This is a genomic window from Pseudomonas putida group bacterium ESBL64 (assembly GCF_045277175.1).
GTDB classification, from domain to species: Bacteria; Pseudomonadota; Gammaproteobacteria; order Pseudomonadales; family Pseudomonadaceae; genus Aquipseudomonas; species Aquipseudomonas alloputida.
The window spans coordinates 5,292,146-5,314,759 of record NZ_CP145799.1; the positions used below are offsets into that span (position 1 = coordinate 5,292,146).

The 22,614-nt window shown below is 61.7% G+C and carries 22 protein-coding genes; 7 read left to right on the top strand and 15 right to left on the bottom strand.

Features of this window, described 5'->3' with window-relative positions; translation table 11 throughout:
* Nucleotides 1–136: 136 nt before the first annotated feature.
* Complete coding sequence (locus V6093_RS24045) at nucleotides 137–1,459, bottom strand: hypothetical protein (protein ID WP_230623057.1); 1,323 nt, start codon at nucleotides 1,457–1,459, stop codon at nucleotides 137–139.
* A gap of 154 nt (nucleotides 1,460–1,613) precedes the next feature.
* Here V6093_RS24045 and pcaQ point away from each other — a divergent pair, with 154 nt between their 5' ends.
* From pcaQ to V6093_RS24070, 5 genes are all read left to right on the top strand, one after another.
* Nucleotides 1,614–2,546 carry a pca operon transcription factor PcaQ gene (gene pcaQ / locus V6093_RS24050; RefSeq protein ID WP_003252533.1) on the top strand — a complete coding sequence of 311 codons (933 nt, stop codon included), beginning with the start codon at nucleotides 1,614–1,616 and terminating at the stop codon, nucleotides 2,544–2,546.
* A gap of 286 nt (nucleotides 2,547–2,832) precedes the next feature.
* Nucleotides 2,833–3,585, top strand: a complete 753-nt coding sequence (locus V6093_RS24055; RefSeq protein ID WP_003252534.1) for an FKBP-type peptidyl-prolyl cis-trans isomerase — start codon at nucleotides 2,833–2,835, stop codon at nucleotides 3,583–3,585.
* Nucleotides 3,586–3,873: 288 nt separating this feature from the next.
* Nucleotides 3,874–4,311, top strand: a complete 438-nt coding sequence (locus V6093_RS24060; protein WP_010952766.1) for a YkvA family protein — start codon at nucleotides 3,874–3,876, stop codon at nucleotides 4,309–4,311.
* A gap of 114 nt (nucleotides 4,312–4,425) precedes the next feature.
* Nucleotides 4,426–4,764 (top strand): helix-turn-helix transcriptional regulator, encoded by a 339-nt coding sequence (locus V6093_RS24065; RefSeq protein ID WP_003252538.1) that lies wholly within the window; start codon nucleotides 4,426–4,428, stop codon nucleotides 4,762–4,764.
* Nucleotides 4,761–5,129, top strand: coding sequence for a hypothetical protein (locus V6093_RS24070; protein ID WP_003252539.1), 369 nt, complete (start codon nucleotides 4,761–4,763; stop codon nucleotides 5,127–5,129). Before V6093_RS24065 ends, V6093_RS24070 begins: the two co-directional genes overlap by 4 nt.
* Before the next feature lie 744 nt (nucleotides 5,130–5,873).
* On the opposite strand, the gene V6093_RS24075 is transcribed toward V6093_RS24070, so the two are convergent.
* Nucleotides 5,874–6,977, bottom strand: coding sequence for an EAL domain-containing protein (locus V6093_RS24075; RefSeq protein WP_406669636.1), 1,104 nt, complete (start codon nucleotides 6,975–6,977; stop codon nucleotides 5,874–5,876).
* A 117-nt stretch (nucleotides 6,978–7,094) separates the two neighbouring features.
* A complete protein-coding gene (locus V6093_RS24080) occupies nucleotides 7,095–9,176 on the bottom strand; it encodes a carboxy terminal-processing peptidase (RefSeq protein ID WP_179052380.1) in 2,082 nt (693 codons plus the stop codon).
* A gap of 139 nt (nucleotides 9,177–9,315) precedes the next feature.
* On the opposite strand from V6093_RS24080, the gene V6093_RS24085 reads away from it, so the two are divergent.
* On the top strand, nucleotides 9,316–10,278 hold the full coding sequence (locus V6093_RS24085; RefSeq protein WP_003252545.1) for an NAD(P)H-quinone oxidoreductase: 963 nt from the start codon (nucleotides 9,316–9,318) through the stop codon (nucleotides 10,276–10,278).
* A gap of 119 nt (nucleotides 10,279–10,397) precedes the next feature.
* Here V6093_RS24085 and V6093_RS24090 read toward each other — a convergent pair whose 3' ends face one another.
* The 6 genes from V6093_RS24090 to V6093_RS24115 form a co-directional block, all read right to left on the bottom strand.
* Complete coding sequence (locus V6093_RS24090; RefSeq protein ID WP_047605303.1) at nucleotides 10,398–11,051, bottom strand: HAD family phosphatase; 654 nt, start codon at nucleotides 11,049–11,051, stop codon at nucleotides 10,398–10,400.
* A 14-nt stretch (nucleotides 11,052–11,065) separates the two neighbouring features.
* Entirely contained in the window at nucleotides 11,066–12,055 is a 990-nt protein-coding gene (locus V6093_RS24095; RefSeq protein ID WP_003252548.1) for an ABC transporter ATP-binding protein, read from the bottom strand.
* Between the two features lies 1 nt (nucleotide 12,056).
* The gene (locus tag V6093_RS24100; RefSeq protein WP_003252553.1) at nucleotides 12,057–12,851 is read right to left on the bottom strand and encodes an ABC transporter permease; all 795 of its coding nucleotides are present in this window, start codon (nucleotides 12,849–12,851) and stop codon (nucleotides 12,057–12,059) included.
* Complete coding sequence (locus tag V6093_RS24105) at nucleotides 12,841–13,680, bottom strand: ABC transporter permease subunit (protein ID WP_108078000.1); 840 nt, start codon at nucleotides 13,678–13,680, stop codon at nucleotides 12,841–12,843. The genes V6093_RS24100 and V6093_RS24105 overlap by 11 nt, the downstream gene beginning before the upstream one ends.
* The gene (locus tag V6093_RS24110; protein ID WP_003252558.1) at nucleotides 13,677–14,483 is read right to left on the bottom strand and encodes an alkaline phosphatase family protein; all 807 of its coding nucleotides are present in this window, start codon (nucleotides 14,481–14,483) and stop codon (nucleotides 13,677–13,679) included. The genes V6093_RS24105 and V6093_RS24110 overlap by 4 nt, the downstream gene beginning before the upstream one ends.
* Nucleotides 14,484–14,612: 129 nt before the next feature.
* Nucleotides 14,613–15,677, bottom strand: a complete 1,065-nt coding sequence (locus V6093_RS24115) for an ABC transporter substrate-binding protein (RefSeq protein WP_014860248.1) — start codon at nucleotides 15,675–15,677, stop codon at nucleotides 14,613–14,615.
* A gap of 327 nt (nucleotides 15,678–16,004) precedes the next feature.
* Between V6093_RS24115 and V6093_RS24120 the strand changes: the two genes are divergently transcribed.
* Nucleotides 16,005–16,718, top strand: a complete 714-nt coding sequence (locus V6093_RS24120) for a UTRA domain-containing protein (RefSeq protein WP_003252562.1) — start codon at nucleotides 16,005–16,007, stop codon at nucleotides 16,716–16,718.
* 31 nt (nucleotides 16,719–16,749) lie between these two features.
* Here the strand turns inward: V6093_RS24120 and V6093_RS24125 are convergent, their stop codons facing one another.
* The 6 genes from V6093_RS24125 to minD all read right to left on the bottom strand — a co-directional run bounded on the left by V6093_RS24125 (nucleotide 16,750) and on the right by minD (nucleotide 22,563).
* Complete coding sequence (locus tag V6093_RS24125) at nucleotides 16,750–18,897, bottom strand: mechanosensitive ion channel family protein (RefSeq protein WP_012053414.1); 2,148 nt, start codon at nucleotides 18,895–18,897, stop codon at nucleotides 16,750–16,752.
* A gap of 44 nt (nucleotides 18,898–18,941) precedes the next feature.
* Nucleotides 18,942–19,109, bottom strand: a complete 168-nt coding sequence (locus tag V6093_RS24130) for a hypothetical protein (RefSeq protein ID WP_003252566.1) — start codon at nucleotides 19,107–19,109, stop codon at nucleotides 18,942–18,944.
* Nucleotides 19,110–19,246: 137 nt separating this feature from the next.
* Nucleotides 19,247–20,536, bottom strand: a complete 1,290-nt coding sequence (locus V6093_RS24135) for a M18 family aminopeptidase (RefSeq protein ID WP_012053413.1) — start codon at nucleotides 20,534–20,536, stop codon at nucleotides 19,247–19,249.
* A 169-nt stretch (nucleotides 20,537–20,705) separates the two neighbouring features.
* A complete protein-coding gene (locus V6093_RS24140; RefSeq protein WP_003252569.1) occupies nucleotides 20,706–21,341 on the bottom strand; it encodes an RluA family pseudouridine synthase in 636 nt (211 codons plus the stop codon).
* Nucleotides 21,342–21,492: 151 nt separating this feature from the next.
* On the bottom strand, nucleotides 21,493–21,747 hold the full coding sequence (gene minE / locus V6093_RS24145) for a cell division topological specificity factor MinE (RefSeq protein ID WP_003252572.1): 255 nt from the start codon (nucleotides 21,745–21,747) through the stop codon (nucleotides 21,493–21,495).
* A 3-nt stretch (nucleotides 21,748–21,750) separates the two neighbouring features.
* Nucleotides 21,751–22,563 carry a septum site-determining protein MinD gene (gene minD, locus V6093_RS24150; RefSeq protein WP_003252574.1) on the bottom strand — a complete coding sequence of 271 codons (813 nt, stop codon included), beginning with the start codon at nucleotides 22,561–22,563 and terminating at the stop codon, nucleotides 21,751–21,753.
* Nucleotides 22,564–22,614 lie beyond the last annotated feature (51 nt).

The following is a 22,614-nucleotide window of genomic DNA, read 5'->3' on the forward strand; positions in this document are numbered from 1 at the left end:
GATGCTGCGTTGAAAACAGCCTCGGAGTGTTGGTTTACAGCCCGTAAACTCCGCTTTCTCGGCTGTTTTCGCCTTGCCTGACCTTCGCCTCAAGACGTTTATGCAGTCTCTGGTGAAGTGCCAGTTAGTCTCATTTTTATTGCTTCAATGAGACGGCAATGACACAAGGGGTGGAACCCGTCTGTATTTCCCGCCCCGCTACGAGTAGGCGTTGGCTTTCTGGCATTACCGTCGCGGAATGGCTGTTACCATAGAATCCTGGTTGCGACCCGATTGCCGTAAAAACACCGTAACCATTCGGCGGCACGAATGTAGTATCAAGTTGGCCGTCCAGACGGTAACGCACCGCCATGCCGCGATCGAAAAATGAACCATAACCTACCAGTTTTCCATCGGCCTCTGTCATATAGTCCCAGGCACCCTCAATGGGGAATAATACGACACGACCCTCGTTGAATTCTTTAGCAGGTTTTCCTGTGTAGTCTAGCCGATAGATCATGGGAGTACTGGTCCCTTCGGACCACACCTGGCCGTGGACGGTGATGCGCTGACTGGCGTTATTTAGCGTGAAATCATAAATGATAATGCCAGGCTTTGACCAATAGACCCCGTTGTCAGCGAAGCGCTGGTCGAGCGCTCCGGACAATGTCAGTGCTGCGATTCCGTTTATGCTCGACGAATCGTTGAAATAGCGCGTGTAGATGATGATGCGCACCTTCTCACCAACCTCCAGCATCTTAGGCGCCCCAATGACATAACGGAGGTCCGGAATAAGATCTTGCATCTTGAGGATGCCTAGCTTACCAAAGCTCTGGCGTGGGACACCTTCATGGGTGAGCACGAAAAGGATGGGAGCGTTTTCAAGGGAACCTGAGAAGATATAGTCGTTCTTGTAAGTGGTGAATTGGTAGAGCGTGATATCTTTAAAATTGAAAAAATTATTTAGGATGATGTAGCCGTTGTTGCTGCCGAAATCAGTATCTGGCTTTCCGTTTGGCTTAAGCTTCCACAGGTGGGTGAAGCCTTGGGTGAGATCATTCATAGTGAGCAGGATGTGACCCTCCGCATCCTCGGCCATGTGCAGGTAACTATGATAATCAAAAACTGTGCTCAGGTCAGTCAGATAGACAAGACCTGTTTTGTTGAAAGACGTATCCAGCTCGCCATCTTTCAAGGTGCGCGCAATGAAAGGTTTCGTGCCGTTGTGGACGCCTCTCAAGTAAAATCGCTCGGGATAGTAGTTGCTTGCCAGGATTTGCGAAACCGCGTTTCTAGGATCCGCGATAGGCTCGCCGATGTGAAGGTGCCCTTTGTCGGCATAGGTTACGTCAATGGGCGCCTTGAGTTCCTGACGCTCGCCTTGGTAATCACGGGGGGTGTGTTGAGTCTGGGCAAAAAAAACCATATTTGGATGCATGATATGACCTGTCACTTGGGGAAGTGGTTTTTGCGATCTCATTTAATGCGATCCGGATGGTTGTGGGTACTGGCAAAAATGATAGGCGTTGGTGGTCGATGGATAACGATCCGGTCCTGGAGTTTGGGCTGCAACGGGGAGTACGAGGCGGCAGACCTGGATACGCCGCAGGTAGCGATGCGGTAAGCTTGCTGCCATGAACCTCGACACCCGCATCAAATACCGCCACCTGCTGTGCTTCCTGGAGATTGCCCGGCAGGGCAGCCTGGCCAGGGCGGCCGATAGCCTGTCGATCAGCCAGCCGGCGATTTCCAAGACCCTCAAGGAGCTTGAGGACCTGCTCGAGGCGCGCCTGTTCGAGCGCAGCCGCCAGGGTGTCGAGCTGACCCCGGCCGGCACCCGCTTCATGCGTTACGCCGGGCCCAGCGTGCAGGCGCTGCGCGATGGCGTCAGCAGCCTGCGCGGTGAAGCGCGGGCGCCGTCGCAGGTGCGCATCGGCGTGCTGTCCACGGTCGAAGGCCTGCTCATGCCTGAGGTGCTGTGCCGCCTGCATCAGCGCCATGAAGCGCTGGTGATCAGCGTGGTCACCGGGGTCAGCGCGCAGTTGCTTGGCCAGCTTCACCTGGGGGAGCTGGAACTGGTGGTGGGGCGCATGACCGACAGTCCGCAAATCCAGGGGTTGTCGTTCGAGCACCTGTACAGCGAGTCGATGAGCCTGGTGGTGCGCCCGGGTCACCCGCTGCTGGCCAGCACGCCCGTGGAGCGGGGGCAGGTGGGGCGTTACCCGCTGGTGCTGCCACCCGCTGGCACCACCATCCGCCAGCACGCCGACAGCCTGTTCGTGCAATGCGGCATCCAGATGCCGGCGCAGCGCCTGGAAACCCTGTCGCTGGCCCTGAGCCGGCGCTACCTGCTGGGCAGCGATGGCCTGTGGGTGGCGCCGCGTGATGCCGTGCTGCTCGACCTGCGCCGTGGCGAACTGGTCGAGCTTGACCTGGGTGTGCGCGAGCCGGGAGGGTCGGTGGGGATTTGCCGCAATGCCGCCTTGCCGTTGAGTTTGCCGGGCCAGTGGGTGGGAGAGGTGCTGCGGGAGGTGGCGGGGGAATATCGAGAGGGTCGGTATCCTTGAGGTTTTCGGGGGCTCCCTGACCTGTTTTAGCCCCTGTGAAAAGCGCCGATCACCCCGATGTTTCCGACTTCAGAACCTGCAGAAATAAAAAGCCACAAAAGCCCGGCAAACCCGGCACAAAGGGTCAATACTGGCCAATGGCTGTAAAGCTTCGATGAAGAAGCTTTTAATGACTGAACTTCCTTACGAAAACCCGCTCCTATGCCGGTAGCCATTGGTCATGGCCGCCTGATAAGCTCGCGGCTTTACCCTGATTGCCCTCATGGCGCATGAACAAGGAAATAGCATGAAACAGCATCGTTTGGCGGCTGCGGTTGCCCTGGTAGGCCTGGTACTGGCTGGCTGCGATCAACAAGCCAGCAGCCCCGAGCTGAAGACTCCGGCGCAGAAAGCCTCCTACGGTATCGGCCTGAACATGGGCAAGAGCCTGGCTCAGGAAGGCATGGAAGACCTTGATTCGAAAGCAGTCGCCCTCGGCATCGAAGACGCCGTTAGCAAGAAAGAACAACGCATCAAGGACGAAGAGCTGGTAGAGGCCTTCACCGCATTGCAGAAACGCGCCGAGGAGCGCCTGGCCAAGGCCAGCGAAGAAGCCGCCTCCGCCGGCAAGAAATTCCTGGAAGAAAACGCCAAGAAGCCAGGCGTGGTCACCACGGCCTCGGGCCTGCAGTACGAAGTGGTCAAGAAGGCCGACGGCCCGCAGCCCAAACCGACTGACGTGGTCACTGTCCACTACGAAGGCAAGCTGATTGATGGCAAGGTATTCGACAGCTCCGTCGAGCGTGGCAGCCCGATCGACCTGCCTGTCAGCGGTGTGATCCCAGGTTGGGTCGAAGGTTTGCAGCTGATGCACGTCGGCGAGAAGTACAAGTTGTTCATCCCGGCTGAACTGGCCTATGGCGCACAAAGCCCAAGCCCGCTGATCCCGGCCAACTCGGTACTGGTGTTCGACCTGGAACTGATCGCCATCAAGGACCCGGCCCAGTTGCAAGGCGCCGAGCCGCAGGCCGAAGCCCCTGAAGAAGCACCTGCCCAGTAACATTGGCTGGTTGTTGAAAACGCCCCACATTGATGGGGCGTTTTCGTTTGTGCCGATTGGACGAACCTGCAACAGCTGATACTGTCCGAGGAAATGCAGCGTGAAGAAGTAGGATGTTTCTGACGCAAATCGTTTGCGGCGCAGGTAGTCATGGCGTGAAACGACTGTGTAAAAAACGCCCGATCTGACCGGGCCCCTTGCCTGGCAGGCACCTGGGGTCGGAAACGTCGCCCTGTTCACAAGGTTATCCACAATAAATGTGGATAACCTTTTCCTCTCGGAGGCTCCATGAGCGCACCCTGGAATTTTGCCCGTTTCCTGCCATTGGCTGAGCGCCTGCTCAGCCGCGGTCGTTTGCCGGCCTTGTTGTTTGCGGTGGCGCGCAAAGGCCCGCGCCTCGGCCAACTGCGTGAAGATGTGAAGCTGCTGCAGTCGCTGTGCCTGGCATGGTGGAGGGGGGAGTACCGTGCCATCAGCCCCAAGGCACTGGTCACTGTCGTGGCTGGCCTGCTGTATTTCGTCAGCCCCATCGATGCCATCCCGGACTGGTTGCTGGGGGTGGGTTTCCTCGATGACATCGCGGTGCTGGGCTGGGTGCTGAAAACCGTGGCCGACGAGTTGGCGCGCTTCAAGGCCTGGCGCGATAGCCAGGCACCCGAACGGCTGCGCGTGGTCGAGCGCCTGCCGGCTACCCCGGAAGCGCTGCGGCTGGAGCGCAACAAGTAATGAAACCGGCCTGAATCTCACCTCAACTGCACAGACCTCGGAGTTGGTAATATAATTGGCATAAGGGTTATGCCTACGGATTACATGCTGTAATCCTTTTTAAAGGGGTTTGTAATGGGTATTCAGGTCATCAGCCGGGACGGTCAGCCCGAGTACGCCGTCGTTCCCTGGGAGCAATACCAGGCGTTGCTCCGCGCGGCAGGGCAGGCACCTGCCGAGGCGGTTTCCAGTGAGGCGCAGGGCGTTGCTGCCAGTGCGCCCCTGCCAGCCTTCAGCGAAGTCGCCCAGATTCGCCAGGCCAAGGGCATTGCCCCGGAGCAACTGGCGCGCAATGTCGGGGTGAGCCCGGCGTATCTGGCCATGATCGAATCGGGGGAACGCCAGCCAGATGCTGCCATCCGCCGCGCCCTGGCCTGGCATCTGGGGGTGGCTGGCTGGAGCGAGCCATCATGAGCCAGGTCAGGATCAGCCGTCAGCACTGGGATAACCTGCTGGGCGAGCTTGACCTGGCCCGTCGTCAACGTCACTTGCTGACATACCGAGCGCTGATCGAGCGCTTGCAGCTACCCAGCCCGGCCATGCAGACGCTGACTGCCGCGCTGGAATACCTGGCGGTACTGGATGCCCGTGCCGAGCAGCCATTGCGCAGTTCGCTGGTGATCAGCCAAGGCGCCAGCCGTTTGCCGCGTACTGGCTTCTTTGAGTGTGTCGAGCGCCTGGGGCGGTTTACCGGGCCGGTCGATGGCATGGAGGCTGCCTCGTGGCATGCTTCTGAGGTGGTTCGGGTGTTCGAGTACAGCTATCCCGAAACGGCCTGAAGCGTTACCCCTTCCAGCCTATCGCTACAGGTGGTGACCCTGAGCGAAAGGGCAGGGCCTGCTGGCCAATTTCCAACCGCCGTTCACCGTTGCCGCCGCTACCGTATTCGCGGGTAAACCCGCTCCTACGCAGATCGGTGGTGGCCACACATCGGGGGTTGGAATCAGGCTGTTGTAGGAGCGGGTTCACCCGCGAAAGGGCCGGGCCTGCTGGCCAATCTCCACCCGCCGTTCACCGTTGCCGCCGCTACCGTATTCGCGGGTAAACCCGCTCCTACCACGGTGGTGGCCACACATCGGGGGTTGGAATCAGGCTGTTGTAGGAGCGGGTTCACCCGCGAAAGGGCCGGGCCTGCTGGCCAATCTCCACCCGCCGTTCACCGTTGCCGCCGCTACCGTATTCGCGGGTAAACCCGCTCCTACCACGGTGGTGGCCACACATCGGGGGTTGGAATCAGGCTGTTGTAGGAGCGGGTTCACCCGCGAAAGGGCCGGGCCTGCTGGCCAATTTCCACCCGCCGTTCACCGTTGCCGCCGCTACCGTATTCGCGGGTAAACCCGCTCCTACCACGGTGGTGGCCAAACATCGGGGGTTGGAATCAGGCTGTTGTAGGAGCGGGTTCACCCGCGAAAGGGCCGGGCCTGCTGGCCAATTTCCACCCGCCGTTCACCGTTGCCGCCGCTACCATATTCGCGGGTAAACCCGCTCCTACCACGGTGGTGGCCACACATCGGGGGTTGGAATCAGGCTGTTGTAGGAGCGGGTTCACCCGCGAAAGGGCCGGGCCTGCTGGCCAATCTCCACCCGCCGTTCACCGTTGCTGCCGCTACCGTATTCGCGGGTAAACCCGCTCCTACCACGGTGGTGGCCACACGTCGGGGGTTGGAATCAGGCTGTTGTAGGAGCGGGTTCACCCGCGAAGAGGCCGGCACAGGCAGCGCATCCCTGTGAATCAACCCGCACCCCCTGCCATGGGCATCCACCACTTCCAATGCCTCCAGGTGCTGGTATCGGCCAAACAGCTCCAGCAGCTGCCCGATCGTGGCATTCAAGTGCACTGTCGGTTGTTCAGCGAGTGGCACCTGCGTCAGTGCTGGTAAAAGCCCGCTGTCGCGTACCCCCATCTCCTGTGGCCGCCCTAGCAAATAACCCTGCACCAGGTCCACGCCCATCTCCACCAGCACCGCCAGCTCTTCCGCCAGCTCGATGCCCTCGGCAATCACCTGTGCCTTCGATGCCCGGGCGATCTGCAAGATAGAGCCAACAAACTCGCGTTTGAGCGGGTCACGGTGGATGCCGTCAATGAAGTGCCGGTCGATCTTCACGTACTCGGGGCGCAGCTCCGACCACAGGCGCAGGCTGGAATAGCCCGCGCCCAGATCGTCGATGGCAATCGAGAAGCCCATGTCGCGATAGTGGTGCAGGGCATTGGACAGCAGCTGGAAGTCGTCGGTGGGCGTGTGCTCGGTCAACTCGATCACCACCCGGTTGGGCGGCAGGCCAACCTGTTCGAGCAGTTTCAGGGTCTGGCCAGAGGGGTAGTGCGGCTCCAGCAGCGATTCGGGTGAGATGTTGAGAAACAGTTTGCCCTGCAGTTGCTGCTCGCTGAAGCGTCGGCAGGCGCTTTCTCGGCAAGCGGCTTCCAACTCGGTCAGGCGGCCGGCCTGGCGGGCGATGGTGAACAGGTTGAGCGGCGCATGCAGCGGGCTATTGGATGGGCCACGGCTCAGCGCCTCATGGCCAAACACCCTATGTTCACTCAGGCACATGATTGGCTGGAACAGACTGTGAATACGGCGTTGAGCCAGGATGGCACTCAAGGCACTGAGCTGTTCGGCAACGGTCATGATGGATTCCTGAAAAATGAGGGCCGGGCATCTGCATGCCCGGCCCTCATATTTCACGACAGCGCGATGACTGTTTGATGACAGGTCGCATTGTTCTGCCATCATTGCTGAGGTGCCTTACTTCTTGGCCACCTTGGTGCTGGCACTGAGGTAGTCGATCAGGATGCGACCGGTTTCCGCGAGGTAAGCGTCGTCTTCCGGCTTGGTGTTTTCATCCTCGACCGGCAGAGCGTCTTCGTCCTCTTTCTTCAGCTCTTTCAGCGGTTCTTCACCCTTGGCCTTGCGGCGGGTGTTTTCCAGCGCCAGTTGCTTGGCCTCGATGCTGTCGTGGCGTGCACGGCGTTCCTGCTCGTTGAGGCTGACGGTTTTTTCGTTCATCAGCTTCTGGGTGAGGGCCAGGCGGTCGCGGATGTAGGTGAACTCGGCATCCTTGTCGCTGCGCGCCTCATGTTGCGCCTTGAGCTGGGCCAGGAACGGCCTGAACGGATCGGCCGCAGGCTTGACCACCGGGCGGATGGTGTCCCACGGCATGGCCTCTGGCAGGGCGCTCTCGCCGATTTCCTTGGTGTCGATGATCGAGGGGTAGTCGATGTCCGGCAGCACCCCCTGATGCTGGGTACTCTGCCCGGAAACCCGGTAGAACTTGGCCAGGGTCAGCTTCAGCTCGCCATGGTTGAGCGGCTGGATGGTCTGCACGGTGCCTTTGCCGAAGGTCTGGCCACCGATGATCAGCGCGCGGTGGTAGTCCTGCATGGCACCGGCGAAGATCTCCGATGCCGAGGCCGACAGGCGGTTGACCAGCAGTGCCAGCGGGCCCTTGTAGAAGGCCCCCGGGTTTTCGTCTTCCAGCACGTCGACGCGGCCGTCGCTGTTGCGTACCAGCACGGTCGGGCCTTTCTCGATGAACAGGCTGGTCAGCTCGGTGGCTTCCTGCAGCGAGCCGCCGCCGTTGTTGCGCAGGTCGATGACCACGCCGTCGACTTTCTCTTTCTGCAGTTCGGTGAGCAGCTTCTTCACGTCACGCGTGGTGCTCTTGTACTCCGGGTCGCCAGCGCGGTAGGCCTTGAAGTCCAGGTAGAAGGCCGGGATCTCGATGATGCCCAGCTTGTAGTCACGCCCGTCCTGCTTGAGCTTGAGCACCGACTTCTTCGCCGCCTGTTCTTCAAGCTTCACCGCTTCACGGGTGATCGACACAATTTTGCTGGTCTGGTCGCTAGGCGCATTGCTGGCCGGGATGATTTCCAGGCGCACCACCGAACCTTTCGGGCCGCGGATCAGCTTGACCACTTCGTCCAGGCGCCAGCCCACCACGTCGACCATTTCCTTGTTGCCCTGGGCCACGCCGATGATCTTGTCGGCCGGGGCCACCTGCTTGGTCTTGGCTGCCGGGCCTGCTGGCACCAGGCGCACGATCTTGACCTGGTCGTTGTCGCTTTGCAGCACTGCACCAATGCCTTCGAGCGACAGGCTCATGTTGATGTCGAAGTTTTCGGCGTTGTCCGGCGACAGGTAGTTGGTGTGTGGGTCGTAGGACTGGGCGAAGGTGTTGATGTAGGCCTGGAAGATGTCCTCGGCACGGGTCTGGTCCAGGCGCGCGAGCTGGTTCTTGTAGCGCTTGATCAGGGTTTCCTGGATCTGCTTGGGTTCCTTGCCGGCGATCTTCTGGCGCAGCACTTCGTCTTTCACGCGTTTGCGCCACAAGTCGTCGAGCTCGGCCTGGTTCTTCATCCACGGCGCGTCCTTGCGGTCGATCAGCAAGGTTTCCTTGGTGGTGAAGTCAATCTTGTCCACGCCCTTGTTCAGCTCGGCCAGGGCGAAGTCCAGGCGTTGCTTGACGCGGTCGAGGTAGCGCTTGTAGATGGTGAAGCCCGGGTCCAGGTTGCCGCTCTTGAGGAAATCGTCGAATTGCGTTTTCCATTTATCGAATTCGGCAATGTCGGCAGCGGTGAAGTAGCTGCGCGCCGGGTCCAGCAGCTTGATGTAGCTGTCGTAGATAATGGCCGAACGGGCATCGTCCAGGGGTGGCTTGCTGTAGTGGTGGCGCTTGAGCAATTCCACCACGTTGAGGCTGGCGACGATCTCGTCGCGGTCTGGCTGCAGGCTGTCCCACTTGTTGGCGGCCGCCGCATTGCCGCCGAGCGTGAGGCTGCCCAGGCCGATCATCACAGCCAGTGCGGTGCTTGGAAGGAAATGCTTCATGCTGATTCGACGTGGAGGCAATTGATCACGCATAGTAGGCCGTCTTTTCCGTTGCCGGTTCCATGGAGCCGGGCAAATACTGCAAAAGGCCTGAGGTAAGCGACCTCAGGCCCAGTCATGATTCAACTATGGAGGCACTGTGAAGGCATTGCAAGGCGTTGACGGACATGTGGAGTGGGTCGAGGCCGAACGCCCGACCTGTGACGCGGGCCAAGTGCGCATTCGCGTGGCCGCTGCGGGGCTGAACCGCGCCGACCTGCTGCAGATGAAAGGGTTGTACCCGCCACCACCAGGTGCCAGCCCATACATGGGGCTGGAGTGTTCCGGGGTGGTTGAAGAGGTGGGGGCTGGTGCCGCCTGGCGCGTGGGTGACCGCGTTTGCGCCCTGCTGGCCAGCGGCGCCATGGCCGAGGAAGTGGTGGTCGATGCCCGTCACGTATTGCCGGTACCCGAAGGCCTTGGCCTGCATGAGGCGGCAGCGTTGCCGGAGGTGTATGCCACCGCCTGGCTGAACATCTTCCAGCTCGGTGCAGTGAAGGCTGGCGAGAAGGTGCTGGTGCACGCCGGCGCCAGTGGCGTTGGCTCGGCCGCCATCCAGCTGTGCAAGGCGTTCGGCAGCCCGGTATGGGTCAGCGTCGGTTCGCAGGACCGCCTGGCCTACTGCCAGGCGCTGGGCGCTGCGGGGGGTGTGGTACGTAACGAGAACCTGGACGCGCTGGAAGGTTTCGGCCCGTTCGATGTGATTCTCGACCCGGTAGGCGCTGGCTACGGTGAGCTGAACCTCAAGCTGCTGGCCCGTGACGGGCGCTGGGTAATCATCGGCCTGATGGGCGGACGCAAGTTTGAACTGGACCTGGCCCAGGTGCTGGGCAAGCGTCTGGAAATTACCGGTTCCACCCTGCGCAACCGTGATGACGGCTTCAAGGCCGAGTTGCTGCGCGAACTGCAGCAGCAAGTATGGCCGCTGTTCGCCGAGGGGCGGTTGTCGCCGCAGCTGGTCGATACCTACCCGGTGGAGTTTGCCCAGGCGGCGTATGCCGAGCTGGAGACCAACCAGGTGTCGGGCAAGCTGGTGATGGTGATCGACCCTAGCCTGGTGTAAGCAGGCCTGGCCCCTTCGCGGGTAAACCCGCTCCTACATCGGGATCGCCACAATTTGAACACTGTGCGATGTAGGAGCGGGTTTACCCGCGAAGGGGCCGGCACAGCCCATAAATACCTTCAGCTCCAGCTCAGAATCGGCCACCCATTGATCTCGGCATGCTCGCGCAACACCGCGTCCGGGTTCACCACATGCGGGTGATCCACTCTCAACAACAACGGCAAGTCATTCCTCGAATCGGAATAGAAACTCGCGCCCTCCAGGTTCTCCTGCTCCTGATCCAGCCATTCCAGCAACCGCGTGATCTTGCCCTCACGATAGGTCAGCACCCCGTGGGTCTTGCCGGTGTACACCCCGTTCACTGCCTCCAGCTCGATAGCCAGGTATTCATCCACGCCCAGTCTCGCGGCAATCGGCCCGACCAGGTGCGTCCCCGAAGCGGAAATGATCAGGATGCGATCCCCACGCTTGCGGTGCTTGGCAATGCAGCGGCAGGCGTCACCGTAGATGATCGGCTCGATCACTTCTTCGACCCACGGTGCCACCAGGTGCTCGACTTCTTCCAGGGTACGCCCGGCAATCGGCTCCAGGCTGAAGGCCATGTAGTCCTCCATCTGCAGGTGGCCCCTGCCATAGGCTTCCATCAGTTCATGGTCGCGGCGCAGGAAATCCTTGCCGTCGACCCAGCCCAGCCGGGCCATCTGCTCGCTCCACAGTGATGCGCAGTCGCCGTGGATCAGGGTTTCATCCAGATCGAAAATTGCCAGTGCCATTGTGTTGAGTCTCCTTAAGCCACTTCCCGCAGCGCAGTGGGGTCGATCGACACGCTTACCCGTTTTCCGTCCGCATGCAAGTCGGCCGGCGAGCGGTTGAGCACATCGACCACCAGCTCCACGTCGCGCACCCGCACCCGGTAGCGGATCACGTTGCCCAGCAGGCTGTGGCTGCGCACCTCGGCGTCCAGCTCGCCGTGCACGCCTAGGGTGATCGACTCTGGGCGGATCGCCAGGCGGCTGGCCACCGGGCGCTGCAGCAGGCGGCTGGCGCTGTCGGCGTCGAGCAGGTTGTAGTTGCCGATGAAGCCGGCGGCAAACAGGTCCACGGGGGCGGTGTAGAGGGTTTCGGCATCGCCGCTCTGGACGATGCGCCCCTGGTTCATCAGGAAGATGCGGTCGGACATGGTCAGCGCTTCCTCCTGATCGTGAGTGACGAATATGGTGGTCAGCCCCAGTTCGCGCTGGATGGCGCGAATCTGCTCGCGCAGGTGCTTGCGGATACGCGCATCCAGCGCCGACAACGGTTCGTCGAGCAGCAGCAGGCGCGGGCGGGTGACCAGTGAGCGTGCCAGGGCCACGCGCTGGCACTGGCCACCGGAAAGCTGGTGCGGGTAGCGCCCGGCGAACTTGCCCAGCTCCACCAACTCCAGCACCTCGCGTACCCGCAGCTGGCTTTCATCGGCCTTGACCTTCTGCATGCGCAGGCCGAAGGCGACATTCTGCTCCACGGTCATGTTAGGGAACAGCGCGTAGCTCTGGAACACCATGCCGATGCCACGCTTTTGCGGGCTTAGCGGCACGATGTCGTGGCCGTCGAGCAGTATCTGCCCGCTGTCCACCGAGGTCAGCCCGGCAATGCAGCGCAGCAGGGTGGACTTGCCGCAGCCGGACGGGCCGAGCAGGGTGACGAATTCGCCGCGTTCGATGTGGCAGTCGATGCGCTCGAACACCGGGCTGCCGGCGTAGCTTTTCTGCAGTTTCTGTACGCTGACGAAGCTCATGTCAGGTCTTGTCCTTGTTCAGGCGGTTGGCGACCCAGGTCAGTACCAGCACGAAGGCGAAGTAGGAGATGACCAGCGCGCTGTTGAAGTGGCCGCTGCTGTTGCGCATGTTGTTCAGGTACACCTGCAGGGTCTCGTAGCGGGTGCCGACCAGCAGATTGGCAAACACGAATTCGCCGAACAGGAACGAGAACGACAGCAGCACTGCCACCATCAGGCCCTGGCGCAGGTTCGGCAGCACCACCAGCAGTGCGGCCTGCCAGGTGCTGGCGCCGAGCAACTGCGCAGCGTCCATCAGGTCGCGCAGGTTGATGGCCTGCAGGTTGTTGGTGATGGCCCGGTACATGAACGGCAGGGCGATGGTGAAGTAGCAGCCGATCAGGATCCACGGTGTGCCGACCATGGCCATCGGCCCGCTGCCATACAGCTGCAGCAGCCCCACCGACGACACCACCGGCGGGACCGCGAAAGGCAGCAGAATGAGGATGTTCATCAGCGCGTCGAGCCGCGGGAAGTGGTAATGCACCACGAACAGCAGTGGCAAGATCAGCACCACCGACAGCAGCAGCGCGCCTACGCACACCAGCAGCGACTGGCCGAAGGCCGCGAGGAAGCGCGGCTCGCTCCACAGCGCCGCATACCACTTCAGGGTCAGGCCACTGGGCAGCAGGCTCGCCGACCAGCTGGTGGCCAGCGAGTAGAGGAGGGTGCCGGCCAGGGGCAGCAGCAGGATCAGGAACAGCAGGTAGACCACGAGGCGGTGGTACCAGCCGCCGGAACGGATGTCAGCGCGCATGGTAGCTCCTTTTCAGCAGCCATTGATGCACCACCGTGACCAGCGTCATCAGCCCCACCAGCACCATCGCCAGGGCGCTGGCCAGGTTCGGATCAAGGCTGATGTCGCCCGCCACCAGGCCGGCGATGCGGATCGGCAGTACGTTGAAGTTGCCGGTGGTCAGTGCGTACACGGTGGCGTAGGCGCCCAGGGCGTTGGCCAGCAGGATGACGAAGGTGCCCAGCAGTGCCGGGGCCAGCACCGGCAGGCCGATGTGTCGCCAGTACTGCCAGTGGTTGGCGCCCAGCAGCGCGGCTGACTCGCGCCAGTCTTCGCGCAGGGCGTCGAAGGCGGGGTACAGCAGCAATACGCCCAGCGGGATCTGGAAGTAGGTGTACACCAGGATCAACCCGCTTTTGGAATAGATACTGAAGTCTTCCAGCAGGCCGACCTGCTTCAGCAGCAGCGTCAGCGCGCCGTTGAAGCCAAGCAGGATGATGAAGGCAAAGGCCAGCGGTACGCCGGCAAAGTTGCTGGTCATGTTGGCGAAGGCGCTGACGAAATCGCGCAGCTTCGAGTCCACCTGGCGCAGCGAGTAGGCGCCGAGGGTAGCGATGACGATGCCGAACACGCTCGACCAGAAGCTGATTTCAAGGCTGCGTTGCAACGCCTGCAGGTAGAACTTGGAGGCGAACACCTTGCTGAAGTTATCGATGCCCCAGCCGGCCTCCGATTGCAGGCTGTTGATCGCCACCCAGGCCAGCGGGGCGACCTGGAAAATGACGAAGAACACGGCGAACGGCAGCAGGCAGAGCAGGGCCAGGTAGCGGCCACGTATGCCGCCATTCACTTCAGCAACTCCCGGCAAACCGTCTTGTCGTGCGCGGCGCCCAGCAGCTCGCAGATGGTGCCGCACAGCTCGGTTTGCAGCGGCTTGGCGGCCGGGTCCAGGCTGAAGGCGTCGCCGAAGACGAACAGCGGCACCTCACGTTCTTCAGCCAGCAGGCCGTTGTGCGAGCGGTCGTTGTTCATGCCGTGGTCGGCGGTGACCAATACCTGATAGCCCTCTTCGAGCCAGCCAGGCAGGTAGTCGGCCAGCAGAATGTCAACGCTGCGCGCAGCGTTGCGATACTGGCTGCTGTCCAGGCCGTGGCGGTGACCCACGTCGTCAACGCTCATCGGGTGCACCAGCAGGAAGTTGGGGGCGTGACGGCGGCGCAGGTACTCGCCATCGGCCAGAAGGTGCGAATCGGGGTAGCGGTCGTCCCAGTAGAACAGCCCGTGCTGGATCGGCAGCTTCGGCGCGTGGGTGTGGCGGTCACGCTGCGGGTCGAAGGGCGAGCGGTTGTACAGCTCGCTCATCCAGTGGTAGGCGGCCGCTGCGGTGCCCAGGTTGGCCTCGCGTGCGTAGTGAAACACGCTGCGTTGGTTGGACAGGCGGTTGATGTTGTTGTGCACGATGCCGCTGTCGATCGGCGGCACGCCGGTGAGGATGCATTCGTACAGCGGCCGCGACAGCGATGGCAGCTCGCATTCCACGCGGTACAGCGCGGCGCGATCTGCTTCGACGTAGGCGTGCAGGTGGCCCATCGCATGGTGGGCGACCTGGTAGTTGAGGCCGTCAAGCAGGACCAGGATGACGTTGTGTTGCATGTTTTCTCCAGTCATGAACCGCGTTGGCACCTTCGCGGGTAAACCCGCTCCTACATGTATCGCGTATCCCTGTGTAGGAGCGGGTTTACCCGCGAAAGGGCCGGATCAGGCGCTACAAAGCCCAGCCCCTTACTCCATCTCGATGATCACCTGCTCCTGCCACATCTGCGGCAGTTTCTTCGAGGTGGCTTCCCAGGCTTCGGCATTCTTGATCGGCTGGGCGGCACCGTACTGCTCGTTAGGCAGCAGCTTGGCCTGCACATCTGCCGGCAGCTTCAGGTGCTCGGCCCGGATCGGCCGCGCATGGCCCTTGGCCAGGTTGATCTGCCCGGCGTCGCTGAAGATGTATTCACGGGTCAGCTTGGCCGCGTTGGGGTGCTTGGCGTACTTGTTGATGACCGTGGTATAGCCGGAAATCACCGAGCCGTCCGAGGGGATCAGCACTTCAAAACGTTTTGGGTCTATCTGTTCACGGTAGCTCAGGCCGTTGAAATCCCACACCACGCCAACTTCCACCTCGCCCTTCTCCAGTGTCTGGATGGTCGGGTTGGCCAGCGACAGGCGCTTCTGCTGCGCCAGCTTGGTAAACAGTTGCAGGCCTGGCGCCACGTTGGTCTCGTCACCTTTGTAGGCGATGGCCGCAGCCAGCACACCGTTGGCGGCCTGGGCTGCTGTGCCGACGTCGCCAATAGCGACCTTGTACTTGCCTTTTTCCAGGTCATGCCAGGTTTTCGGCCGTTCCTCTTCCTTGACCAGGTCCTTGTTGATGATGAAAGCGATGGTGCCGGTATAGGCCAGCGCCCAGTGGCCGTCCTTGTCCTTGGCCCATTCCGGCACCTGGTCCCAGGTGCTTGGCTTGTAAGGCTGGCTGACGCCCTTGGTCACCGCGATCGGGCCGAAGGCCGCACCCACGTCACCGATGTCGGCGCTGGCGTTGTCCTTCTCGGCTTCGAACTTGGCCAGTTCCTGGGCCGAGCTCATGTCGGTGTCGCTGTGCTTGAGGCCGTACTTGCTGGCCAGGTCTTCCCAGGTGCCTTTCCAGTTGGCCCAGGCGTCGGGCATGCCCACGCTGTTGACAGTGCCTTCCTTGCGGGCGGCGTCTTCCAGGGCCTTGAGGTCAGTGCCGGCGGCCATGGCCGTGGTGCACAACGCGATGGCCGAACCAAGCAGTGACGCCATGAAGAACTTTTTCATCCGAAGCTCCTTTGGGTGGGTGCCTTTGCGATCGTTGTTCTGGGTAAAGCCGTTGCAAGCCTTTGACTGGCACCTTTGGTCTAGGTCAGCAAACCTTGAGCCAAGGTAGGCCGCTTGCGTGACAGTTTGATGTAGGGAGGGGGCCGGCAAGGGCCCTGAAGCTACAGCGTAGACCAGGTAATCGCCCCGGTTCTGCTGGCTTGGCGCGTTTCTGGCAGTGCCTGGCCCAAGCTTTGTCACAGGATGTTCATCAGCCCTGCATAGGCTTGCACTATTCTCAACCTGCCCTGTGATGGGGCTGGACTAGTCCAGATAGGTAACCTTTCGATGCAGTCGACGCCCCCGCGTGCGGTAACAGCCATCTGCCATGCCCTGCAGGAGCAGATCGAGCATGGCCTGCTGGCGCCGGGCGGCAAGCTGCCGGCCGAGCGGCGGCTCAGCGAGGTGTTCGACACCACGCGCATTACCCTGCGTGAGGCGTTGGTGCAGCTGGAGGCCCAAGGCTTGATTTACCGCGAAGAGCGCCGAGGCTGGTTCGTTGCGCCGCAGCGCTTGACCTACGACCTCATCGAGCGCAGCCATTTCCATGCCATGGTGCGCGATCAGGGGCGGGTGGCCAGTACCGAACTGCTGTCGGCGAGGCTGCAGCCGGCTTCGGCGGCCATCTGTGCACGCTTGCAGCTGCCGGCGTTGTCCAGCGTGGTGCGCGTCTGCCGGTTACGGCGGATTGACGGGCGGGCGGTGCTGTATGCCGAGCATTACCTGAACCCCCGGTACTTTCCAGGCATTCTCGAACACGACCTGGCGCAGTCACTGACCGAGATTTATGGGCGGGTGTATGGCATCGAGTACGGGCAGGTGTGCTTCGAGATCCTGCCGACAGCGTTGCCGGTGGAGGCGGCAAGCGCTTTGAAAGTGTCGGCGGGCAGCCCGGGGTTGCACATTACCCGGGTCAACAGCGACCAGCATGGGCACTTGATCGACTGTGACCTCGAGTATTGGCGGCATGATGCGATCCGCATTCGGGCCCAGGCTGGATGAGGTGTTGCCTTCTTCGCGGGTAAACCCGCTCCTACGAGCGGGCCTCTGTCATCCCACCCCCACCGGCTGTCACCACCTGCACCGACAACCGCGGCGTCGCCAGGTCCAGCCCGGCTTCATCCAGCTGCCGCTTCAAGGCCAGGTTGAACGCCCGCGACACCTCCCACTGCTTGATCGGTGCGGTCTTGAACCGCGCCCGCAAGATCGCCGACCCTGACTCGAAGCTCTCCACCCCCTGTAGCTCCAGCGGCGACCAGATATTGCGGCGCATCAGTGGGTCATTGCGCAGCTTCTGCCCCACTTCGCGAACCAGCGTGATCGCCTGGTCGATGTTCATGCTGTGCGGGATTGCCACGCGGAAGATCGCGTAGCCGAACTCCCGCGAGTAGTTCTTGATGCTCTTGATTTCGCTGAACGGGATGGTATGCACAATGCCGTCGATGTCGCGCAGGCGCACGGTACGAATGGTCAACCCTTCCACCGTGCCCAGGTGGCCGCCGACATCCACGTAGTCGTCGATGGCCAGCGAATCTTCGATGATGATGAACAGGCCGGTGATCAGGTCGGCCACCAGCGACTGGGCGCCAAAACCGATGGCCAGGCCGATCACACCGGCACCGGCCAGCAGCGGGGTGACGTTCATGCCCATGTTGGCCAGGGCGACGATGACCGCAATGATGAAGATAACCACGAACATCACGTTGCGGATCAACGGCATCATGGTTTGCGCACGGGCGTTGGCCAGCCCCCGGCGCGAGCGCACCAGGGCATGGTGTACGGCGGTGTCGGCAAGGATCCACACCAGCCAGGCCACGATCAGTGTGCCGGCCAGGCCCAGCAGGCGCAGGCTGATGTCATGGCCGTCGCCCTCGGCGAAGCTGATCATCGACACGCCCCACACACGCAGGCCCAACTCGATGAACACCAGCCAGATGAACAGGTGCACCAGCAGGTAGCCGAAGTTGCGCAGGCGCTCGGTGTACACCGCCTGGCGCTTGCTGGCCCGCTTGGGGTTGGCGGCATGGCGGCGCACCAGGCCGTTAAGCACCATGCACACCACCACCAGCACCGTGCACATCAGCGACTGCCGCAGTGCGGTGCTGGTGTCGCCAGCGGAGACGAAGGTGGCGAACAGCGAAATGGCCACCAGGATCAGCGCCGGAATGAACCAGAAGCTGCCGAGGATCTCGATGGTATCGCTGAGGGTGCGTCGGGTCAGGCGCCGCGACAGTGGCTGGTTGCGGATCAGGTGGGCGATCGGCCTGCGAAAGCGCAGGATGAACAGCCCGGTGCACAGTGCCGCAATCACATTGGCCAGGGTAGCCAGGGCGTGGGCCAGGTGGGTACCGAGGGCAACCAGCATGCGTGGATCGCTCATCGCCTCGCCAAACGCGGCGAAGCTGCCGATCAGCCACAACGGGCGAAACGCCTGGCGCCGCAGGATGTGCAGGGCGCGGTGGCGGTGTGGGCCGTCCAGCAAGGAAAAGGCGATGACGCAAATGGCCGAAAAGCAGGTGCCGACCACCAGTGCGTAGGCCAGCACCATGGCCAGGGATTTGCCCAGCGATGGCGGCAGCACGAAACTCAGGTACACCGTGAACACCAGCGCTACCAGCCAGGGGCCGAGCTTGCGCAAGGCAAAGCGCACCAGGTCCCAGGTACGCGGGTGCTGTGGCAGTTCTTCGCTCAGGCCAAAGCGCAGGCGTACCCGATGGCCGACCCAGTTGAAGGCGTAGGCCAGCACACTCCACACGACAATCACTGCAGCAAAACCGAACAGGATTGGCGGCCACTGGTGCACGGGCACCACCAGCTCGGTCAGTTCGGCCTGGGCTTGTTCGATTTCCGCGGCCCAGCGGTGGAATGGACTGGCATCGCCGCTGAACTGTTTTTCAAAGTCATGCAGGGCACCGCCGATCAGGCCGAGCACGCCCTGTTCAACGCTGGGTTGCGATTGCCGGGTGGCGTCGCGCAGTTTTTTCAGGTCGGCCAGCAGCTTGGCCCGTTGCTGGTCGTTTTCGAGGTTCTTGATCACCTCGTCCAGCGACTTGCCCAGCGGCTCGGTGGCTTCTGGCTGCGCGGGCGCGCTGCCGCCCAGCAGGCCAGGCAAGCCCGCCGCTTGTACCGGGGCGATGAACAGCAAAAGCAACAGGAACAGGTAACGCAGGAGGGCAGGCACTGGCAAATCTACCTCAGGTCAAACGATTGACCGAGTGTAGAGGTTTATGTCGGCAGTTTCTCAAGGATCTTCCAACAGGTGAGGCCGAAAATACCCAAGGTGCCGACCCACATCATCAGTACACCGATGTTGCGTTCGCGCATGCTGAAGCCGATGGTCAGCAGCATCAGGAACAGGAACACCGGGACGAACAGTGACAGGAACGGGGACATGGACAGCAATCCTTTTGCAGTGGGGCCATGTAACAAGCATAGCGCTTGGCAAGCGAGGCGTGATTGACCTTGAGCATGTGTAAGCAGGCTCGGCCTATTCGCGTCGAACCGCCGCGAATAGGCCGGGCCTGCTTACATCAAGGCAGTTCGCGGCTACGGTAGAACGCGGTCAGTACCTTCACCAGGTGCGCCAGGTCATGGCTGCCGCACAGCTCGCGAATGGAGTGCATGGCAAAGGTCGGCAAACCGATGTCTACCGTGCGCACACCCAGGTGGCTGGCGGTGATCGGCCCGATGGTCGAGCCACAGCCCATGTCGCTGCGCACCACAAAGCTCTGCACCGGTACTTCCTCGGCCATGCACAAGTGGCGGAAGAACCCGGCAGTCTCGCTGTTGGTGGCGTAACGCTGGTTGTTGTTCACTTTGATCACGGGCCCGGCGTTGAGCTTCGGCCCGTGGTTGCCGTCATGCTTGTCGGCATAGTTGGGGTGCACGCCGTGGGCGTTGTCGGCCGATACCATCAGCGAGCGCTGGAGGGTGCGCACATAGGTGTCGCCATCGGGTAGCAGGCGCTGCAGGGTCTGCTCCAGCATCGGGCCATCGGCACCACAGGCCGAGCAACTGCCGACTTCTTCGTGGTCGTTGCACACCAGCACACAGGTCTCGTCGCTGTCGGCGGCCAGCAGGGCCTGCAAACCGGCGTAGCACGACAGCAGGTTGTCCAGGCGGGCGCCGGCGATGAAGTCGCCATTCAGACCGATCAGCGCGGCGTCTTGCGTGTCATAGAAGCTCAGCTCGTAGTCCAGCACCACGTCGGCGATCAGCTCGTGCTCGCGGGCCAGTTGCTCGGTGAGCAGGGCGCGGAAGTCGATGCGTTCGTCACCGGCCACTTGGGCGAGGATAGGGGGCAGTTCGTTCTGCGGGTTGATCGCCCAGCCTTCGTTGGCGGTACGGTTCAGGTGGATCGCCAGGTTGGGGATGATCGCGATTGGCAGCTTGAAGTCGATCAGCTGGCTTTCGACCTTGCCGTCACGGCGGTAGGTGACGCGGCCGGCCAGCGACAGGTCGCGGTCGAACCAGGGTGCCAGCAACGCGCCGCCATACACTTCCACGCCCAGTTGCAGGAAACCCTGGCGCTGCAGCTCGGGCTGAGGCTTGACCCGCAAGCACGGGCTGTCAGTGTGGGCGCCGACCATACGGATGCCATTGAGCAGCGGCGACTGCTTGCCCAGTTTGATGGCGATGATTGAAGAATCGTTGCGGGTGACGTAGTAGCGGCCGCCAGTCTCGGGGTCCCAACTGTCGCGCTCGTCCAGGCGCTTGTAGCCGGCCGCCTCAAGGCGCTGGACCAGGCTGGCGGTGGCATGGAAGGGCGTGGGGGAGGCCTTGAGAAATTCGATGAGGCCGGTATTCAGTGCGTCGCGCATAGCTCACTCCAGACAGCAGTGGCGCGAGTTTAACGCAGAATGTCGACAATTTGTGTCTGCATCTTCGCGGCTAACGCTGCTACCACAGGTATTACACAGCCCCTGAGCGCAGCGCGGTCCCTGTGGGGGCGGCTTCAGCCGCGAAGAGGCCGGTACAGGCCCTGCGAAATCAGAACGGTGCCGGGCACTCGAACTTCAACCGCTGCCCGGACACCGGGTGGGTAAAGCTCAGCATCGAGGCATGCAGGCACAGCCGCTCATGGGCCGCCAGGGCTTGCGGGTTGGCGTACAGCCGATCACCCAGCAGCGGGTGCCCGATCGACAGCATGTGCACGCGCAGCTGGTGCGAACGCCCGGTAATCGGCGTCAGCTCCACCCGACAGTAATCGCCGCAGCGTTCGACGATACGCCAGAAGGTCAGGGCGTGTTTGCCCTGCTCGTGGTCCACCACATGCCGTGGTTTGGTCGGTGGGTCGTAGCGCAGTGGCAGGTCGATGCTGCCGCTGTCCAGCGCCGGCTGGCCCCAGCACAGTGCGGTGTAGGCTTTTTCGGTTTCACGGTCGTGAAACTGGCGCGACAGCTCGCGGTGGCTGTCGGCATCGCGGGCCAGCAGGATGATGCCGGAGGTTTCCCAGTCCAGACGGTGCACGATCAGCGCATCGGGGTAGCCGTTTTCCTGCAGGCGGGTGATCAGGCAGTCCTTGTTGTCCTCGGCACGGCCAGGTACCGACAGCAGCAGGGTCGGTTTGTTGATCACCAGGATGGCGGCGTCTTCGAAGAGGATCTGGACATTCGACAGCGGCATTACAGGTCTCACGAAAATAGCAGTAAACGCTGGGGCCGCTTTGCGGCCCTTCGCGGGCAAGCCCGCTCCTACAAAGGCTATGCATTCCCCTGTAGGAGCGGGCTTGCCCGCGAAGGGCTGCAAGGCAGCCCCAAATTGTCGACTACGCGGATCAGCGATCCGGCAGGGTGATGTTCAGCTCCAGAATCGAGCAGCTGCCCTGGTTTTCCAGCTCGATATGCACATCATCGTTGCCGATGTTCACATATTTGCGGATCACTTCCAGCAGTTCTTTCTGCAGCGCGGGCAGGTAGTCCGGTTCGCTGCGTTGGCCGCGCTCGTGCGCCACGATGATCTGTAGACGCTCTTTCGCTACCGACGCGCTGGTCTGTTTCTGTCTGCCACGAAAGAAGTCAAAAAGGTTCATGGTTTATTTGCTCCCGAAAATGCGCTCGAAGAATCCCTTCTTCTGTACATCGATGAAGCGCATCGGCTTCTCTTTGCCCAGCAGGCGGTCGACCGCATCACTGTAGGCCTGGCCGGCATCGCTCTGGTCATCGAGAATGACCGGGATACCTTGGTTGGACGCCTTGAGGACGGCCTGCGATTCCGGGATCACACCCTTGAGTTTGATCGACAGGATTTCTTCCACGTCGGCCACGCTCAGCATTTCGCCTTTGACGACGCGCTCCGGGTGGTAGCGGGTGATCAGCAAATGCTCCTTGATCGGCTCTTCACCGTTTTCGGAGCGGCGCGACTTGCTCGACAGAATACCCAGCATGCGGTCGGAGTCACGTACCGACGAAACTTCCGGGTTGGTCACCACGATGGCTTCGTCAGCGAAGTACATGGCCAGGTGAGCACCTTTTTCGATACCGGCCGGCGAGTCGCAGATGACGTACTCGAAGTCCTTCTTCAGGTCCATCAGTACCTTTTCCACGCCTTCCTGGGTCAGCGCGTCCTTGTCACGGGTCTGGCTGGCGGCCAGCACGTACAGGTTCTCGAGGCGCTTGTCCTTGATCAGGGCCTGTTGCAGGTTGGCTTCGCCGTTGACCACGTTGACGAAGTCGTACACCACGCGGCGTTCGCAGCCCATGATCAGGTCGAGGTTACGCAGGCCCACGTCGAAGTCGACAATGACGGTCTTGTGGCCGCGCAGTGCGAGGCCGGTACCAATGGCGGCGCTGGTAGTGGTCTTGCCCACACCCCCCTTGCCGGAAGTAACCACGAGAATCTTGGCCAAGGTGTTTCACCCCTAAAAATAGTCGGGACACTTGTCCCTGCAAAAAACTGA

Excerpts from the sequence above, each read along its gene's own strand:
- V6093_RS24070 (WP_003252539.1), top strand. The coding sequence starts at position 4,761 with ATGAGCCAGGTCAGGATCAGCCGTCAGCACTGGGATAACCTGCTGGGC.
- V6093_RS24080 (WP_179052380.1), bottom strand. The coding sequence starts at position 9,176 with ATGAAGCATTTCCTTCCAAGCACCGCACTGGCTGTGATGATCGGCCTG.
- V6093_RS24115 (WP_014860248.1), bottom strand. The coding sequence starts at position 15,677 with ATGAAAAAGTTCTTCATGGCGTCACTGCTTGGTTCGGCCATCGCGTTG.
- V6093_RS24135 (WP_012053413.1), bottom strand. The coding sequence starts at position 20,536 with ATGCGCGACGCACTGAATACCGGCCTCATCGAATTTCTCAAGGCCTCC.
- V6093_RS24095 (WP_003252548.1), bottom strand. The coding sequence starts at position 12,055 with ATGAGCTTCGTCAGCGTACAGAAACTGCAGAAAAGCTACGCCGGCAGC.
- V6093_RS24045 (WP_230623057.1), bottom strand. The coding sequence starts at position 1,459 with ATGAGATCGCAAAAACCACTTCCCCAAGTGACAGGTCATATCATGCAT.
- V6093_RS24090 (WP_047605303.1), bottom strand. The coding sequence starts at position 11,051 with ATGGCACTGGCAATTTTCGATCTGGATGAAACCCTGATCCACGGCGAC.
- V6093_RS24100 (WP_003252553.1), bottom strand. The coding sequence starts at position 12,851 with ATGCGCGCTGACATCCGTTCCGGCGGCTGGTACCACCGCCTCGTGGTC.
- V6093_RS24120 (WP_003252562.1), top strand. The coding sequence starts at position 16,005 with ATGCAGTCGACGCCCCCGCGTGCGGTAACAGCCATCTGCCATGCCCTG.
- V6093_RS24060 (WP_010952766.1), top strand. The coding sequence starts at position 3,874 with ATGAGCGCACCCTGGAATTTTGCCCGTTTCCTGCCATTGGCTGAGCGC.
- V6093_RS24065 (WP_003252538.1), top strand. The coding sequence starts at position 4,426 with ATGGGTATTCAGGTCATCAGCCGGGACGGTCAGCCCGAGTACGCCGTC.
- V6093_RS24110 (WP_003252558.1), bottom strand. The coding sequence starts at position 14,483 with ATGCAACACAACGTCATCCTGGTCCTGCTTGACGGCCTCAACTACCAG.
- V6093_RS24130 (WP_003252566.1), bottom strand. The coding sequence starts at position 19,109 with ATGTCCCCGTTCCTGTCACTGTTCGTCCCGGTGTTCCTGTTCCTGATG.
- V6093_RS24140 (WP_003252569.1), bottom strand. The coding sequence starts at position 21,341 with ATGCCGCTGTCGAATGTCCAGATCCTCTTCGAAGACGCCGCCATCCTG.
- minE (WP_003252572.1), bottom strand. The coding sequence starts at position 21,747 with ATGAACCTTTTTGACTTCTTTCGTGGCAGACAGAAACAGACCAGCGCG.
- pcaQ (WP_003252533.1), top strand. The coding sequence starts at position 1,614 with ATGAACCTCGACACCCGCATCAAATACCGCCACCTGCTGTGCTTCCTG.
- V6093_RS24075 (WP_406669636.1), bottom strand. The coding sequence starts at position 6,977 with ATGACCGTTGCCGAACAGCTCAGTGCCTTGAGTGCCATCCTGGCTCAA.
- V6093_RS24055 (WP_003252534.1), top strand. The coding sequence starts at position 2,833 with ATGAAACAGCATCGTTTGGCGGCTGCGGTTGCCCTGGTAGGCCTGGTA.